The following is a 15,640-nucleotide window of genomic DNA, read 5'->3' on the forward strand; positions in this document are numbered from 1 at the left end:
AGTTAAACGAAGCTGTCGTCGTCGTAATCGTTGCCGCCAAAATCATTGAGATCGCTGTTGTCGGCATAATTACTGTCCCAGCCCGTATTCTGGTCGAGGAAGGCGTTGTCGTTACCGCCGTTAAAGGTATCGGCATTGTCATCGCCACCGTTGAAGGTGTTGAGATTGTCATTCACATCGGGCAGGGGTGGCTCATTGATGATATTCACAATCTCCTCCGGCTGTGAATGGTGGAACATGCTGGTCAGCATATCGGCCATCACCACACCGCCCGCCACACCCACAGCAGTCTGCAGTGCGCCGCCGAGGAAACCGGTGCCGCGTGGTGCAGGCGCTTGTGCAGGCGCATATTGCGGCTGAGCCGGTTGCTGTGGCGCACTGTTCCACGGTGACGATTGCTGTTGCTGCTGCACAGGCGGCTGCTGACGCGAACCGCTGCCAAACAGCCCGGACAGAAAGCCGCCGCTGCTCTGTGCAGGTTGCTGCTGCTGTTGCTGTTGCTGGGCCATCTGGCTTTCCAGCGCCGATACTTTCTCATTGAGTTTTTTCAGCGCCGCTTCCTGAATCAGGATCGCCTGCGCCATGTAGTAAGGCGCGCCCGGCTGCGCCTGCAGATGCTGGTTAATCAGTTGTTCGGCAGCGGCATCGCGTGCCACGGTCTGGCTTTCAGCCTGTTTCAGACGGCTGAACAGCCCTTCAATCAGTTGTTGTTCTTCGCGTTGCATGATGACTCTCCTGTGGCGATTGTTACCAGTATATGTGGGCGCCAGCGTGAAAAGTAAAATCGGGGCAGTAAGCAAATATTGCCGACGCATTTTAGCCGCTTTTTTGCGGGGTTTTTATCGCTCTGTTACGGCCCTGATGCACAAAACGTGCATGCATTTCCCCTTGAAAACACAAAGATTGTCGCTGCTCAGGGGACGAAAATGCGTAAATCGTGCCTGACAGGTAGAGGCCATAATAATTTCCAGTTATTATGCGTCGCATTAATAAGCTCACCATGCAGCCGCATCGCGCGGTCAGGCGGAGGAACGGCCCTGATGTCACTACCCATCTTTTTGATTGGCGCTCGCGGTTGCGGCAAAACCACGGTCGGCGAGGCGCTGTCGCAGGCGCTGGGCTACGCCTTTACGGATACCGATCACCATCTGCAACTCAGCACGCAGCGCAGTGTGACGGAGATTGTGGCGGCGGAAGGCTGGGAAGGTTTCCGCGCTCGTGAAACGGAATCGCTTAAAGCGGTAACGGCGCCCAGAACCGTCATTGCCACCGGCGGCGGCATGATTCTGGCTGAAGAGAACTGTCGTTTTATGCAGGAGCAGGGCCAGGTAATCTGGCTTAGCGCGTCACCCGAGGTACTGGCGGAGCGGCTGGAAAGTGAACCTGAAGCGGCCCAGCGTCCGACCTTAACCGGCCGTCCGATTGCTGATGAGATGAGTGATGTGCTGCGTGAACGTGCGCATCTCTATCAGGCTGCGGCCCATCATCAGGTGAATGCGATGCAATCGCCTGAGTGCGTGGTAGAGGAAATTCTGCTGTCACTCTCCCTGGCGCGCGCCAGCTAACCCTCAGATTTTTCCCGCTTTGATCCCGCTTCAGACGGCATTGTCTATACTTATCCTATGACAGGCAGCGGCCTGTCCTGTGGAATGTTATTCAGACAAGAGGGACATAGTATGCCGACCAGACCACCGTATCCACGTGAAGCTAAAGTTGTGCCAGTTGAAAAGGGCACTGAAGGTAATAAAGTAACCTCTTACGAATTGCGTGCTGATCATCCCAAACCGAATTCATTAATCAGTGAGCACGAAACGGAAGAAGAAGCGCGTGACGCCAAAGCGCGCTACGAAGACGTTGAAAAAGAGTAAAGCTTTACTGCTGGCAGGGACGCCAGCCTGTCACACCGGATAACTGCTTATTACTGACCCGCCTGACGCTGTGCCTGCATGACGCCTGTTTTTACTCCCACCTGAAGTCGATCGGGTTATTTAAGAAGCGAAATTGACGCAGATTTACTGTTGAATGCTCTCTGCGTATGCTTCTGTTCTGCACTCTCCTTGTCTCGCCAGATAAAGCCCCGCTAATCATTTTTATCCCCTTATTTTCTCTGCTGCCGATCTCTGTGTGAATAAAATTGTCGCTTGACCGATTCAGCGCCACGATTTATTTTCGTCAAACCAACAGAGGAACTTAGTTCCATATAGTGGAACACGTAACATGACCACACTTGAAAATGCTGCCGCCGTACTTCGATTGTTTCAGCACAAAGGTGTGACGCAGGGGCATGTTGGTCTCTCATTTAGTGAGGTGGTTGAGGCGTTAAACCTGCCAAAAAGCACCGTTTCACGTCTGCTGGCCACCATGGAAAGTCAGGGGCTGCTGGAGCGGAATGCGGATACGCGCGGTTATCACATTGGTCGCGTATTGCTGGCTGCTGCCGGACATTACCTTTCGGCACCGCTGGTTGACAGCGTTTCAGCGGCGATGGTCAGGCTGGCTGCGAAAACCGGCTGCATGGGTTACGTGTCGAAGCTCGACGGGCGGGAAGTATTAGTGATGCGTATGTTTCATGGGCGTCACTTTACGCAGATGGTCACGCCGCCGGGCAGTCGGATGCCGGCTGCCGCGACCTCAACCGGCCGGGCGCTGTTAGCGCAGTTAAGTGATGAAGAGGTGCTGGCGCGCTTCCATGATCAATGGCAGGTCGCATCAGCGAACTCGCCGCAAAGTCCTGAGGCACTCTGTGCCAGACTGGCTGAAATCCGCCAGCAGGGCTGGTCACTGGCCCGAAATGAATCGCTGCCAGGCATCAGTTCGCTGTCAGTTATTGTTCATAACAAACATCATGGCGAAACGGTGGCACTCTGCCTGTCGTTTCCGTCTATGGAGACTGAACCGGGTTTCCCGTCAGAGCTCCTTGAAGCATTACGCGCAACGGCCACAGAGATGACCGAAAAATATGGCGCGTAACTTCACACCGTTTTTATCGGCGTAGTACTTTCGCCACACCAGGGAAAACAAAGGCCTTCGGGCCTTTTTCTTTCAATCTGATCGCCACGCTTTACGCAGCACCCCGGTTGCCTGTGTCCGTCTCTCATTGCCTCCTGTATCGGTTCAGCATGCGGAGAGACGACCATCAGCAGTGGCTGTTGCAATCTCTGTGCGCATCAGAGCAGTGAAACTGATAACCGGCGTAAACCGGCCAGCGGGCGGGTAGACGTTATTTCATTTCTTCTGGACAAGGACTGGCGGGGACATATGGAACGGGTAAATCCGATTAAGCACGTTGGCGTGGCACTGGTTTTAATTCTTCTCTCCATCGCGGGTGCCATTATTGGCATTCAGCTGATTACCACCATTGGCGTAACGCCTAACACCTCTATTATCGGCGCGCTGTTTGCCATGCTGCTGGCGCGTATTCCGCTGCAGGCATTCCGCCGTTATCGTTCGATTGAAATCCAGAACCTGGCGCAGACCGCTATCTCTTCAGCCACCTTTGGGGCGGCGAACAGTCTGTTAATGCCGATTGCCGTGCCCTGGGCGCTGGGTGAACCGCAACTGGTCCTGCCGCTGTTCTGTGGCGTCAGCGCCGCGATGCTGCTGGATGCCTGGCTGCTCTATCGGCTGTTTGATACCCGCGTCTTTCCGGCCAGTAATGCCTGGCCACCGGGCGTTGCGGCAGCAGAAGCGATCAAAGCGGGTGATAAAGGCGGGCGCCAGGCGTGGCTGCTGGTGCTGGGCATTGTGGGTGGCGTCGTCGGTGCCATGCTGAAGATCCCGATGTCCGCCTTCGGCACCGCGTTTATTGGCAATATCTGGGCGCTGTCGATGCTCGGCATCGGTTTTCTGCTGCGTGCCTATGCGCAGCCGGTGGCCGGTATTGATATTAATGCGCTCTATATTCCGCATGGCGTGATGGTCGGTGCCGGTCTGGTAGCGCTGATTCAGGTCGTGATGGTGATCCGCAGCCGCAAAAATGATGCGCTGGTGGTAAGCCGTAATGGCAATGAGGTGCAGCGGGCGCTGGGTTTCGGCAGCGTGGGTTATATCGTGATTTCGGCGCTGCTCGCGCTGGCGGGCGGCCTGTGGAGTGAGATGGGCATCGCGATGCTGCTGCTGTTTGTTCTCTATGCCGCGTTTGCTGCTTTCGCCCATGAACTGATTGTCGGCATTGCCGCTATGCACTCCGGCTGGTTCCCGGCCTTTGCCGTGGCGCTGATTACGCTGATTATCGGTATTCTGATCGGCTTCCCACCGCTGGCGCTCTGCCTGCTCTGCGGCTTTACCGCCGCCACCGGTCCGGCGTTCGCCGACATGGGGTATGACCTGAAGGCGGGCTTTATCCTGCGCGGCAACGGTGCCGATCTGCAGCAGGAGCTATGGGGACGTCGCATTCAGCTCATCGCAGCTATGATCGCCTTTGTTGTGTCGATTCCGCTGGTCTGGTACGCCCATACCTTCTTCTTTGCTGACAACCTGCTGCCGCCTGTAGCGCGGGTGTATGCCAAAACCATTCAGGCGGGTGCTGAGCCAGGTATCGCCGGTAATCTGCTGATGTGGGCAATTCCGGGTGCGATTATCCAGTTGATCGGCGGACCAAAACGCCAGCTGGGCGTGCTGCTCGCCACCGGTTTATTAATTAATAACGCCATGGCGGGCTGGGCAGTAGTGGTAGGGATCGCCTTACGTATTGTAATCATCCGGATCTGGGGCGAGCGGGGCCGATCGCCTATGGAGGTGATGGCGGCAGGCTTTATTGCTGGTGATGCCCTCTACAGCTTCTTTCATTCGCTGTTTGCCAGCAGCAGCAAGAAATAAAAGGATAAAGCATGAGTTTGCAGCAGACCCTGGCGGTTTTTGAGTTACTGGATAGCGCCCACATTGACGGTCAGCAGGTGGTAGATCTCTTCGCGGCGTATCCTGATGTTGATGCACGCTTTACTCGTGTCTCCGGTCCCAAAGGCCGCACCGATTTTGTGCGCATTGATATCCCGGGGACGCAGGGCAAATCAGGCGGTGGCAGTGCACCGACGCTGGGGATTATTGGTCGCCTTGGTGGCATCGGCGCTCGTCCTGGCCGTATCGGCATGGTGTCAGATGCGGATGGCGCGATCGCGGCCGTGGCCAGCGCGCTTAAACTGGCGCAGATGCAGAGCAAAGGCGACAGGCTCGATGGCGACGTCATCATTACCACCCATATCTGCCCGGATGCACCAACACGGCCGCATCTGCCGGTCGATTTCATGGACTCGCCGATTGACGATGTCACCATGAATGATAATGAAGTGGTGGCGGGTGTGGATGCGATTCTGTCAATCGACACCACCAAAGGTAACCGCATTATCAACCACAAAGGCTTTGCCCTGTCGCCGACGGTGAAAGAGGGCTACATCCTGCGGGTTTCGGAGGATCTGCTGCGCATCATGGAGATGACCAGCGGCCGTCCGGCGGTGACCTTTCCCATCACCACTCAGGATATTACGCCTTACGGCAATGGGGTTTATCACCTCAACAGCATTCTGCAACCTTCTACCGCCACGGATGTGCCGGTAGTGGGTGTGGCGATCACTGCCGAGTCGGTGGTGCCGGGCTGCGGAACCGGCGCCAGCCATGAAGTGGACATTGCGGCAGCGGCGAAGTTTGCCATTGAGGTGGCCAAGGAGTTTGGTCGTGGAACCTGTCACTTCTACGACGCCGAAGAGTATGCGCGGCTGATTTCGCTCTATGGCAGCCTGGCGCATCTTCGTCACCGGAATCACTAAGATGACGAAACCACTGGTAACGCTGACTATCGGCCAGTCTCCGCGCAGCGATATTCTGCCGCTGCTGCGGCAGCATCTGCCGGATGCGCTGACCGATCACGCCGGTTTACTGGATGGACTCAGCGTCGCAGAGATTGCCACACACTTTGCGCCAGCAGCGGGCGACCGGGTTCTGGTGTCGCGGCTGCAGAGTGGCGAACAGGTGCGGCTGGCGGCGTCGAAAGTGGAGCAGGGATTGCAGCGCAAAATCAGTGCGCTGGAGCAGGCGGGCTATGCGACCATTCTGCTGCTCTGCACCGGTGAATTCAGCAGGCTCCGCACCCAGCGTGCGCTACTGCTGGAGCCGGATCGCCTCATTCCACCGCTCATCTGCGCCATGGTGCAGCTGCAGCGAGTCGGCATTGTCGTGCCGGTTGAGGAGCAGATTGTTGAGCAGGCTGGTAAGTGGCAGCAACTGCCTGCGCAGCCCTGCTTTGCGGTCGCCAGTCCCTATCAGGGCGATCAGGCAACCTTCGCCGATGCTGCAAACAGTCTGAAAGCGCAGGGCGCAGCGCTGGTGGTGCTCGACTGCATGGGGTATCACCAGCAGCATCGGATATGGTTGCAGCAGCGGCTGGGCGTACCGGTTCTGCTCTCTAATCAGCTGGTGGCACGCCTGGCGGCGGAGTTGCTTCCCTGAGGGAAGAGATCACAAACGGCCATCATTTCGCGTGACAGATCAGCGGGTTCCCTTCTACACTGCCAGACACACAACATGTGCTCTGGAGAACTATTATGCTCAACGTAAGTGAGTATTTTGACGGAAAAGTTAAATCTATCGGTTTTGACAGTGCGAGCACCGGCCGCGCCAGCGTGGGCGTAATGGCTGAAGGTGAATACACATTCGGTACCGGCCAGCCGGAGGAGATGACCGTGGTCAGCGGCTCGCTTAAGGTATTACTGCCAGGTGAAACCGAGTGGAAATGGTTTGAAGCGGGTTCGGTGTTTAATGTGCCGGGTCACAGCGAATTTCATCTGCAGGTTGGCGAGCCAAGTTCCTATCTCTGCCGTTACCTGAAAGATTAAAAACATGGCCGCTTAGCGGTAATGCCAGTCAGTTAAGCGACAGGTGATAACGCAGTCTGGTGCCGGGCAGGGGCTGGCGGTCCTCGCGCCGCTGCGCGGTTCCTTCACTTCATTCGCCTGCCTGACGGACCGCCGGGGATGGCACATCCTGTGCCGCCCCGCCTTTCGCCCGCGTCCTGCGGGCTCTCCTGGCAGACTCATTCTGTTCAGCGCTGTGGATTGCCTGCCCCTGCCCGGCACCGGCCTGCTCTGAAACTTCAGTGTGTATTGTTAAAAAGGGCACGAGAGTGGACGCCAGCGCGCCTCTGCTGCTGAAAGGGCTATCCACAGCGCTGAGGCGTGACGACGGGCCAGAAGTCCACGCCGGGAAGCGTGGACAGTTCGGGGCCGGCCAGAGAGGGCCGATCCCCGAACGGTTCGTCGGCACGACGTCAAAGCCGAAGGTACCGCGTGAGCGGCGCGAGGACGGCCCGGCAGCAGCAGAGGTGCGCTGGCCCGCACTGCGGCTCGCTCGCCCGGAAAAAAAGCTGCCACGTTTGACCGTGACAGCCTTTTACAAATCTAATCTCAACTGACCAGCATTACCGCTAAGCGGCCATTTTTTTGGCGAATATCGTTTGTCAGGATGATTCTGCCGGTGACTGATTAACGCTGGGCTTCGCCGCCCAACGCTTCTACCAGATTGCTGGTCAGTGCGGCCAGTTCGCTGGTCATCAGAATAAAGTCCGCATCAAAGCGCTGTGCAAAATCTTCGCGGTCGATATCGTCGTTCTGGTCGCGCAGTGTGTCGCTGAACTTCAGGCGTTTGATTGAACCGTCATCGGCCAGCATAAACTGAATGCGCTCCTGCCAGTCAAGCGCCAGTTTGGTTACCAGCTTGCCCGCTTCGATGTGGTTGGCGATCTCATCGCACACCAGATCCTGTTTCTTGCAGCGGATAACGCCGCCATCTTCCAGCAGCGCTTTCAGCTCCGCTTCATCCATCAGGGCGAAACCGGCTGGAACGTCACCCGAACGCACCCATTCGGTCAGGGTCAGTTCAATCGGGCTTTCCAGCGTCAGCGGCACCACCGGCAGTGAGCCCAGGCTTTTGCGCAGTAGCGCCAGGGTATCTTCCGCTTTTTTTGCGCTGGCACAGTCAACCATAATCAGGTTGTTGACCGTGTCGATCCAGAGGTAGGTCTGGCTGAAACGGCTGAAGGCGCGCGGCAGCAGGCTGTGCAGCACTTCATCTTTCAGCGAATCTTTTTCGGTCTTCTTGAGCTTGCGGCTCTGCTCAGATTCCAGCTTGTCGATTTTCGCTTCCAGCGCCTGTTTCACCACCGGCGAAGGCAGGATTTTCTCCTCTTTGCGGGCGCAAATCACAATCTGGCCTTTGTTTTCATGGGTCAGCGCATCGCTGCGGTTGCCCATCGGCGAGACCCAGCCGGTCTTGCTCATATCCTGACTGCCACACGGTGAAAACGTGAAGGCGTCGAGCTGCTTTTCCATCTCATCTGCGGACAGCGGAATGTCACGATTCAGACGATAAACCATCATATTTTTAAACCACAACATCGGGATTCCTTACCGTGGCGCGATCGGGCGCACAAGTCTGCGAGAGTCAGCGCGCATGATAGCGAAACATCGGAGTGGTTTCATTGCCTTTCCGGCAGACGCCTTTTACTGTATCTCTCACCTGAACGAATAACGAGGACGTAATCTTGCGCATAGGCATAGATCTGGGTGGCACCAAGACAGAAGTGATCGCATTGTCGGATAAGGGAGAGGAGCTGTTCCGCCACCGGGTGAATACCCCGCGTGATGACTATCAGGCAACGGTGCAGGCGATTGTCGATCTGGTCACGCTGGCGGAGCAGAAAACCGGCGAAACCGGCACGGTGGGTCTCGGTATTCCCGGCACGCTTTCGCCCTACAGTAAGCGGGTAAAAAATGCCAACTCCACCTGGCTCAACGGCCAGCCGCTGGATAAAGATCTGGCGCAGGCGCTGAACCGGGAAGTGCGTATCGCCAACGACGCCAACTGCCTGGCGGTGTCGGAAGCGATCGACGGTGCCGGTGCCGGAAAGTCGCTGGTGTTTGCCGTGATCATCGGCACCGGATCGGGCGCCGGTGTGGCGATCAACGGTGAGTCGCGTATCGGCGGCAACGGCAATGCCGGTGAGTGGGGCCACAATCCGCTGCCGTGGATGGATGAGGATGAGCTGCGCTACCGTCAGGAAGTGCCCTGTTATTGCGGTCAGCAGGGCTGCATAGAGACCTTTGTTTCAGGCACCGGTTTTGGTATCGACTATCAGCGGCTGAGCGGCGTGCATCGCAAAGGTGCGGAGATCGTCTCGCTGCTGGCGCAGCAGGATCCGATCGCCGAACTGGCGATGAGCCGCTATGAGCTGCGGCTGGCAAAATCGCTGGCGCAGGTGGTGAACCTGATCGATCCCGATGTCATTGTACTGGGTGGTGGGATGAGCAATGTGGATCGTCTCTATCAGACCGTGCCGGTGCTGATGAAGAAGTGGGTATTTGGCGGGGAGTGTGAAACGCCGGTGCTGAAAGCGCAGCATGGCGACTCCAGCGGCGTTCGCGGTGCAGCGTGGCTCTGGCCGCTTAACGGCTGATGCCGCAGGCACGCTCCCGCTGACGATTCAGCGCCGGGTATCGCTGGCGCTGAATCGTTAACCCACGGCACTCACCCGCGCCGGTGTTATTCGCCGACCAGCATACTGTCCTGCGGCGCCCGATCGCGCTGGGCTTTGGTGGCGAGGAAGTAGAGATAGCCTGCCAGCATGATGGCGAAAAACAGTGCGCCAATCACCGGATTAAACCACAGCATCGCCAGCAGACAGACCACCGACAGCAGCAGGGCGATGCCCGGAACAATCGGGTAGCCCGGCGCGCGGAAACTGCGGACCATCTCCGGCGCGCTACGGCGCAGTTTAAACAGGCTCAGCATACTCATGATGTACATCACAATCGCGCCAAACACCGCCATGGTGATCATCGCCGCCGTCAGCGTCATCCCCTGCAGATTAATCACGCCATCGCTGTAAATCGCCGCGATACCCAGCACGCCGCCGAGAATAATCGCCCGATGCGGGGTCTGGAAACGCGACAGCTTCGCCAGGGCAGGTGGCAGATAGCCCGCGCGTGCCAGGGCAAAAAACTGCCGTGAATAGCCGAGAATGATGCCGTGGAAACTGGCAATCAGGCCAAACAGTCCGATCCACACCAGCATATGCATCCAGTTAGAGTGTTCGCCGACAATCATTTTCATCGCCTGCGGCAGCGGATCGTTAATATCGGCGAGTTTGCGCCAGTCGCCCGCGCCGCCCGCCATCAGCATCACGCCAATCGCCAGCACCACCAGCGTCAGAATCCCGCTGATGTAGGCGCGGGGAATAGTCCGGGTCGGATCTTTCGCCTCTTCGGCCGCCATCGCCGCGCCTTCAATGGCAAGGAAAAACCAGATGGCAAAAGGAATGGCGGCGAAAATGCCGGAGAAGGCGGGCAGTCCGAAGCTGTCACTGCCTGCCCAGCCATGCGCGGCGAAGTTCGCCAGGCTGAAGCCGGGTGAAACCACACCCATAAACACCAGCAGTTCAATCACCGCCAGCACCGTCACAACCAGTTCAAACATCGCCGCCAGTTTTACGCCGAGAATATTCAGCGTCATAAACAGCAGGTAGGCACCAACCGCTGCAGTTTTCGGGTTCAGTTCGGGATACTGCACGTTGAGATAAGCCCCTATCGCCATGGCAATCGCCGGTGGCGCAAAGACAAACTCAATCAGCGTCGCCAGACCGGCAATCAGTCCGCCGGTTTCGCCAAAGGCGCGGCGACTATAGGCAAATGGCCCACCTGCATGGGGGATCGCGGTGGTAAGTTCGGTGAAGCTAAAGATAAAACAGGTATAGAGTGTGGCGATCAACGCGGTGGTAACCAGAAATCCCAGCGTGCCCGCCACGGCCCAGCCGTAACTCCAGCCAAAATATTCGCCTGAAATAACCAGGCCAACCGCAATCCCCCACAGATGCAGGGTGCCCAGAGTGGGCTTGAGTCTGTTTGTCATTCTGTTATCCCCGTCGTTGTTGGTCTCACGCGGCGTTACACCGCCATTACGCTACAGTAAGGGGATAATGCCGTTGCATTACTCGCCACGACTTGACGCGGGCGCAGTGACTTCTGTCCTCCACGGTCAACTCACGGGCAACAACCGGGCCAGCTGCACGCTGCGGTCAACTTTGTCTCTTCCGGAGTCAAGCAGCTCACCTTCTGGCAACGCATGCTGAGATAACGCAAGTGACAAGGAGCCGGACTGATGAGCGCTAAACAATATGACAACCTGACTGATTCCCAACTCACCCTGATGGCGCAGCAGGCGCTGGCCTGTTATCCCGCCGCGCTGCAGGGCCAGCTCAGCCTGCTGTGCCGCTCAGAGAACGCCACGTTTCTGCTGCAGGCGGCAGGCCGGCGTTATGCGCTGCGGCTGCATCGCGGCGATTACCATCAAAAAGCCGACATCGTCAGCGAACTGCTGTGGCTTGATGCACTGCGCGAAACCGGCATCATGGTGCCGGAAGCGGTGCCGGACAAAGAGGGCGAAACCGTACTGACGCTGCGGCTGCCGGAGGGCGGTGAACGCTACGTGGTGCTGTTTCACTGGATCGACGGAGAGATGCCGACCACCGACGTCGATCCCCGCGCCTTTCAGCAGCTCGGCCAGATCACCGCGCGGCTGCATCAGCACAGTAAACAGTGGCAGCCGCCTGCGGGTTTCCAGCGCATCATCTGGGATCATCACACCATGACCAGCAGTGAGAGTCACTGGGGACGCTGGCAGGATGCGCCGAATCTGAATCCTGCCGATCATGGCGTGGTAGAGCAGGCGATAAGCCAGGTCGGCGCGGCGATGGCGCAGTTTGGTAAAGGATCGGATCGCTATGGCTTGATCCATGCCGATCTGCGGCTGACCAATTTGCTGCTGCACAAGGGCGAAACACGGGTGATCGACTTCGATGACTGCGGGCTCGGCTGGTATCTGCACGATCTGGCGGCGGCGATCAGTTTTGTTGAACATCATCCGCGCGCGCCAGAGTGGATCGATCACTGGATCCGTGGCTATGAGCAGGTGGCGCATATCAGCGATGCGGAGATGGACATGCTGCCCGCGCTGTTGATCCAGCGTCGTATCCAGCTCACCGCGTGGGTGGGATCGCATGCCGAAACCGAAATGGCGCACAGCCTGGGATCGGCGTGGGCCAGCCACTCGGTTCGCCTCTGCCGCCGCTATCTGGAAGGTGAGCAGCTGCCGGTCGGCGTCTGATGCACCAGCGGCGGGCGTCGCTGCGCCGCCGCAGTGCCCAGCGCGCAACCTGCACGCCGGCCGGACTGCCCGCAGGCGGCCCGTCGGGCATCAGGGACCTGGTATGGAAATTGCTCGGATAGAAGTGACGGGTGATCCACCTGAATTCTGACTGAGGCGACCATGAATCCGACACTGATAAAGCCCGATGCGTTTGCGGCCTGCTCGGCAGCGGCGGGGGCAGGCAATCACGGCGTGCTGGCAGCGGCGGCGACTGGCTTAAGCGACTTTATTCATACCCAGGGCGGTGATGTTGATCGCATCTTCGGCATCAGCGGCATCGATCCGGAGGGCCTGGCCAGCCCGACGCTCAGTCTGGGGCTGGTTAACTACTGTCGGGTGCTGGAAGAGGCGGCGCGTCACTCCGGTTTTGATAACTTCGGTTTGCACTACGGCAGGCAGTTTAAACCGCAGTCATTAGGCCTGATCGGCTACATCGGTCTGTGCTCCGCCACGCTGGAACAGGCGCTGCATAATGTGGTCAACGCGTTTCCCTGGCATCAGCATGACACCTTAACCCGGCTGGTGGATAAGGGAGAGTGCTGGCGACTCGACTATCAGGTGCGACATGGCGCGATCCTGTCGCGCCGTCAGGATGCGGAGCTGACGCTGGGGATGTTTATGAATCTGATCCGCCACGTGGCGGGCAGACACTGGGCACCGCGCGAAGTCCACTTTGAACATCCGCGTCCCGGCCAGTGGCACGATCACTGCAAAGTGTTTGATGCCCCGGTCTGGTTCGATCAGCCGTTTAATTCACTGGTGATCCCAAAACGCGATCTGCTGCGCGCCATGCCGGAGAGCGATCCGATCCTGTTAATGGTGATGCAGGATGCGATCCGACGGCTTAACCGTGTGACGTCACAGCAGAGCATGATTGAGCAGGCGCGTTCGCAGGTTAATTTATCGCTGATGCAGGGTGAGCCGGTATTGGAAGAGGTGGCGGATAAGCTCGGACTGTCGAGCTGGTCACTGCAGCGGCGGCTGCGTGAAGAGGGCAGCAGCTTTACCGCGCTGGTGGATCAGGTGCGCTGCGAAATGGCGACATACTATCTGCAGCAGAAGCAACTGCCGATCTCAGAGATGGCGCTGCTGCTGGGCTACTCGGAAGTCAGTGCGTTTTCACGCGCCTTTCGTCGCTGGTTTGGCATCAGTCCGCGCCAGTGGCGTCAGGAAGGTCTGGCCAGCTAACCGCGCGGCGCAAAGCCGAACCACGCCGGTTGTCCAGGCTCCGGCGGCGGCGGCAGATCACGGGTCTGCGCCACCAGCTGCCAGGCGCGCAGGCAGAGCGCTTCATTCCCCTGCGTCTGGGTCACCGCATAACGTCTGCTGTATTCCTGCCATTCCATCCGTACCAGACATTGCTGCCCGGCGTAACGCGCCGCATCGCTGAACTGCCGGTTCAGTACTGGCTGCATTTGATAAGTCCAGTGACAGGATTGGCTGTCAGGATCTTTCGACGGCTGACAGAGGTTTGCCACGCTATCCCGTTGCTTTGTCACAGGTTGCTGACAGGCGCTGAGCGACATTGCAATAATCACCCCCGGCAACATTCTCATCGTTATATTAATTAAATTCATTTAACTGGCCAACTTTCCTTAAAGATCTTCCGGTCTGCTGCCGACAGTCTACAGACCGGCATCATGAATGCTATGGCATTACTCCGACTGTCGACAGAACCAGAATTTACCGCCCTGGCGCGGGTTACATCTCTTTCACTTCATGGATTAGAAATGCATAAAAAATATGCCTTTGCGGCACTCTCCCTGTTAACGGCCTCGCTCATCAGCGGCTGCGCCACCGAATCTTCCCGCGCTATTCAGGCCCCGCAGGTTCGCGCGGCCAGCCAGCCGGTTTATCAGGGCGTGCGCAGCCCGATTGCGGTGGGTCAGTTTGATAACCGCTCCTCCTATATGAACGGCATTTTCTCTGATGGTGTCGATCGGCTGGGCAATCAGTCAAAAACCATTCTGATTACCCATCTGCAGCAGACCAACCGGTTCAGCGTGCTGGATCGCAGCAACCTGAAAGAGCTGCAGCAGGAGTCGGACTTCAAACGCAGCCAGCAGAATATCAAAGGCGCGAACTTCATCATCACCGGTGATATCACCGAGTTTGGCCGCAAAGAAGTGGGCGATCAGCAGCTGTGGGGCATTCTGGGCCGCGGCAAAACGCAGATCGCCTATGCCAAAGTGAATCTGAACGTAGTGGATGTCACTACCTCAGAGGTGGTCTACAGCACCCAGGGCGCGGGCGAGTATCAGCTCTCCGCACGTGAGGTCATCGGCTTTGGTGGCACCAGCAGCTATGACTCTACGCTGAACGGCAAAGTGATGGATCTGGCGATTCGCGAAGCGGTCGATCATTTAGTGGATGGAATCAACAACGGCGCATGGCGTCCGGCTAAATAAGGAAGCAGTAAATGAAGATGATGACACTGAGCAGCCTGCTGATTGCAGCGGCGTTGCTGGCAGGCTGTGCGTCAAAAGCGCCGAAAACGATCTACTACTGGGGCGATTATCAGCAGCAGGTCTATAGCTACTATCAGCCGGGCAGCGATCCGCTGAAGCAGATTGATGCGCTGAATCTGGACATTGAAAAAGCCCGTGCCGTTAACCAGCCGGTTGCGCCTGGCCTGCATGCCCAGCTTGGCCTGCTCTATGCCAAAACCGGCGATACCAATAAAGCCTTTGGTCAGTTTGCTACCGAGAAGCAGCTGTTTCCCGAATCGGCACCTTACATGGATTTTCTGATGAGTAAAAAACAAGGAGTGGTACGGTGAAAAAACTGATTGCCCTCGGCGGCGTGCTGATGATGCTGCTGCTGACCGGTTGTGCGACGAAAAAACCGTATGACTACAGTGCGTTCCGTGCCAGCAAGCCCGCCTCGATTCTGGTGCTGCCGGCCGATAACACCTCGCCGGATATCAATGCCGCTCACAGTCTGACCTCACTGGTGACACGCCCGCTGGCCGAAGCCGGTTACTACGTCTTTCCGGTGGCAGTGGTTGAAGAGACCTTTCAGCAGAATGGCCTGACCAGCGCCAGTGACGCCCAGGCCGTCAGCGCGAAGCGTCTGAATGAGATTTTCCACGCCGACAGCGCGCTCTATATCTCGATCAGCGAATATGGCAGCAGCTATCGGGTCATTGACAGCGTGACGATCGTGACCGCCAAAGCACGGCTGGTGGATCTGCGCAGCGGCAAAGAGATCTGGCAGGGTAAGGCCAGTGCCAGCGACAGTGAAGATGGCAACAACAACAACGGTGGACTGGTCGGCATGCTGGTCAGTGCGGCGATCAAACAGATTGCCAGCAACGTGACTGATAAAGCGCACACCGTGGCCGGACTGACCAGCAATCGTCTGCTGGCACAGAACGAGCAGGGCGGGTTACTCACCGGCCCTCGCTACAAGCTCGTCAGCGCCCGCTGATCAGACTCAGACGGGCGCTCTG

17 protein-coding genes are annotated in these 15,640 nt (G+C 57.7%); 13 read left to right on the forward strand and 4 right to left on the reverse strand.

Going from position 1 to position 15,640, the window contains the following annotated elements; genetic code table 11:
• Positions 1–2 precede the first annotated feature (2 nt).
• Positions 3–725, reverse strand: a complete 723-nt coding sequence (locus tag FOV68_RS05945) for a DUF2076 domain-containing protein (protein ID WP_069025874.1) — start codon at positions 723–725, stop codon at positions 3–5.
• A gap of 315 nt (positions 726–1,040) precedes the next feature.
• Here FOV68_RS05945 and aroL point away from each other — a divergent pair, with 315 nt between their 5' ends.
• From aroL to ppnP, 7 genes are all read left to right on the forward strand, one after another.
• Entirely contained in the window at positions 1,041–1,565 is a 525-nt protein-coding gene (aroL, locus tag FOV68_RS05950; RefSeq protein ID WP_039391580.1) for a shikimate kinase AroL, read from the forward strand.
• Between the two features lie 111 nt (positions 1,566–1,676).
• The gene (locus FOV68_RS05955) at positions 1,677–1,868 is read left to right on the forward strand and encodes a YaiA family protein (RefSeq protein WP_010255272.1); all 192 of its coding nucleotides are present in this window, start codon (positions 1,677–1,679) and stop codon (positions 1,866–1,868) included.
• Between the two features lie 349 nt (positions 1,869–2,217).
• Entirely contained in the window at positions 2,218–2,970 is a 753-nt protein-coding gene (locus FOV68_RS05960) for an IclR family transcriptional regulator (RefSeq protein ID WP_022625155.1), read from the forward strand.
• 288 nt (positions 2,971–3,258) lie between these two features.
• Positions 3,259–4,818 (forward strand): OPT/YSL family transporter, encoded by a 1,560-nt coding sequence (locus FOV68_RS05965; RefSeq protein ID WP_010671176.1) that lies wholly within the window; start codon positions 3,259–3,261, stop codon positions 4,816–4,818.
• A gap of 11 nt (positions 4,819–4,829) precedes the next feature.
• On the forward strand, positions 4,830–5,762 hold the full coding sequence (locus FOV68_RS05970; RefSeq protein WP_010671177.1) for a DUF1177 domain-containing protein: 933 nt from the start codon (positions 4,830–4,832) through the stop codon (positions 5,760–5,762).
• 1 nt (position 5,763) lies between these two features.
• Positions 5,764–6,441, forward strand: a complete 678-nt coding sequence (locus FOV68_RS05975) for an AroM family protein (RefSeq protein WP_039391582.1) — start codon at positions 5,764–5,766, stop codon at positions 6,439–6,441.
• Between the two features lie 95 nt (positions 6,442–6,536).
• A complete protein-coding gene (gene ppnP / locus FOV68_RS05980) occupies positions 6,537–6,827 on the forward strand; it encodes a pyrimidine/purine nucleoside phosphorylase (RefSeq protein ID WP_009091800.1) in 291 nt (96 codons plus the stop codon).
• Positions 6,828–7,472: 645 nt separating this feature from the next.
• Here the strand turns inward: ppnP and rdgC are convergent.
• Positions 7,473–8,384, reverse strand: coding sequence for a recombination-associated protein RdgC (gene rdgC / locus FOV68_RS05990; protein WP_060679557.1), 912 nt, complete (start codon positions 8,382–8,384; stop codon positions 7,473–7,475).
• A 146-nt stretch (positions 8,385–8,530) separates the two neighbouring features.
• Between rdgC and mak the strand changes: the two genes are divergently transcribed.
• On the forward strand, positions 8,531–9,442 hold the full coding sequence (gene mak, locus FOV68_RS05995) for a fructokinase (protein WP_031593982.1): 912 nt from the start codon (positions 8,531–8,533) through the stop codon (positions 9,440–9,442).
• Between the two features lie 86 nt (positions 9,443–9,528).
• Here the strand turns inward: mak and eat are convergent, their stop codons facing one another.
• On the reverse strand, positions 9,529–10,893 hold the full coding sequence (gene eat / locus FOV68_RS06000) for an ethanolamine permease (RefSeq protein WP_064704584.1): 1,365 nt from the start codon (positions 10,891–10,893) through the stop codon (positions 9,529–9,531).
• 249 nt (positions 10,894–11,142) lie between these two features.
• Between eat and FOV68_RS06005 the strand changes: the two genes are divergently transcribed.
• Together FOV68_RS06005 and FOV68_RS06010 are read left to right on the forward strand one after the other, a co-directional pair.
• A complete protein-coding gene (locus FOV68_RS06005) occupies positions 11,143–12,147 on the forward strand; it encodes a phosphotransferase enzyme family protein (protein WP_143990492.1) in 1,005 nt (334 codons plus the stop codon).
• A 162-nt stretch (positions 12,148–12,309) separates the two neighbouring features.
• Positions 12,310–13,377 carry an AraC family transcriptional regulator gene (locus tag FOV68_RS06010; RefSeq protein ID WP_039388260.1) on the forward strand — a complete coding sequence of 356 codons (1,068 nt, stop codon included), beginning with the start codon at positions 12,310–12,312 and terminating at the stop codon, positions 13,375–13,377.
• Here the strand turns inward: FOV68_RS06010 and FOV68_RS06015 are convergent.
• Positions 13,374–13,766 (reverse strand): cell envelope integrity TolA C-terminal domain-containing protein, encoded by a 393-nt coding sequence (locus FOV68_RS06015; protein ID WP_143990493.1) that lies wholly within the window; start codon positions 13,764–13,766, stop codon positions 13,374–13,376. The two genes, FOV68_RS06010 and FOV68_RS06015, sit on opposite strands and share 4 nt — an antisense overlap.
• A 153-nt stretch (positions 13,767–13,919) precedes the next feature.
• Between FOV68_RS06015 and FOV68_RS06020 the strand changes: the two genes are divergently transcribed.
• The 3 genes from FOV68_RS06020 to FOV68_RS06030 are packed head-to-tail and all read left to right on the forward strand — an operon-like array spanning position 13,920 to position 15,618.
• Positions 13,920–14,597 (forward strand): CsgG/HfaB family protein, encoded by a 678-nt coding sequence (locus tag FOV68_RS06020; RefSeq protein ID WP_031593977.1) that lies wholly within the window; start codon positions 13,920–13,922, stop codon positions 14,595–14,597.
• Positions 14,598–14,608: 11 nt separating this feature from the next.
• Positions 14,609–14,968 (forward strand): DUF4810 domain-containing protein, encoded by a 360-nt coding sequence (locus FOV68_RS06025; protein WP_031593976.1) that lies wholly within the window; start codon positions 14,609–14,611, stop codon positions 14,966–14,968.
• Positions 14,965–15,618: a DUF799 domain-containing protein gene (locus tag FOV68_RS06030; RefSeq protein ID WP_031593975.1), complete on the forward strand. Its 654-nt coding sequence runs from the start codon at positions 14,965–14,967 to the stop codon at positions 15,616–15,618. The genes FOV68_RS06025 and FOV68_RS06030 overlap by 4 nt, the downstream gene beginning before the upstream one ends.
• The last annotated feature ends 22 nt before the right edge of the window (positions 15,619–15,640 follow it).

Source organism: Pantoea sp. paga, from assembly GCF_007558755.1.
GTDB classification, from domain to species: Bacteria; Pseudomonadota; Gammaproteobacteria; order Enterobacterales; family Enterobacteriaceae; genus Pantoea; species Pantoea agglomerans.

Coding starts and splice junctions, on each gene's coding strand:
- FOV68_RS05965 (WP_010671176.1), top strand. CDS start 3,259: ATGGAACGGGTAAATCCGATTAAGCACGTTGGCGTGGCACTGGTTTTA.
- FOV68_RS06010 (WP_039388260.1), top strand. CDS start 12,310: ATGAATCCGACACTGATAAAGCCCGATGCGTTTGCGGCCTGCTCGGCA.
- FOV68_RS06005 (WP_143990492.1), top strand. CDS start 11,143: ATGAGCGCTAAACAATATGACAACCTGACTGATTCCCAACTCACCCTG.
- FOV68_RS05945 (WP_069025874.1), bottom strand. CDS start 725: ATGCAACGCGAAGAACAACAACTGATTGAAGGGCTGTTCAGCCGTCTG.
- ppnP (WP_009091800.1), top strand. CDS start 6,537: ATGCTCAACGTAAGTGAGTATTTTGACGGAAAAGTTAAATCTATCGGT.
- FOV68_RS06015 (WP_143990493.1), bottom strand. CDS start 13,766: ATGAATTTAATTAATATAACGATGAGAATGTTGCCGGGGGTGATTATT.
- rdgC (WP_060679557.1), bottom strand. CDS start 8,384: ATGTTGTGGTTTAAAAATATGATGGTTTATCGTCTGAATCGTGACATT.
- FOV68_RS05960 (WP_022625155.1), top strand. CDS start 2,218: ATGACCACACTTGAAAATGCTGCCGCCGTACTTCGATTGTTTCAGCAC.
- FOV68_RS05975 (WP_039391582.1), top strand. CDS start 5,764: ATGACGAAACCACTGGTAACGCTGACTATCGGCCAGTCTCCGCGCAGC.
- eat (WP_064704584.1), bottom strand. CDS start 10,893: ATGACAAACAGACTCAAGCCCACTCTGGGCACCCTGCATCTGTGGGGG.
- FOV68_RS05970 (WP_010671177.1), top strand. CDS start 4,830: ATGAGTTTGCAGCAGACCCTGGCGGTTTTTGAGTTACTGGATAGCGCC.
- aroL (WP_039391580.1), top strand. CDS start 1,041: ATGTCACTACCCATCTTTTTGATTGGCGCTCGCGGTTGCGGCAAAACC.
- FOV68_RS06020 (WP_031593977.1), top strand. CDS start 13,920: ATGCATAAAAAATATGCCTTTGCGGCACTCTCCCTGTTAACGGCCTCG.
- FOV68_RS05955 (WP_010255272.1), top strand. CDS start 1,677: ATGCCGACCAGACCACCGTATCCACGTGAAGCTAAAGTTGTGCCAGTT.
- FOV68_RS06025 (WP_031593976.1), top strand. CDS start 14,609: ATGAAGATGATGACACTGAGCAGCCTGCTGATTGCAGCGGCGTTGCTG.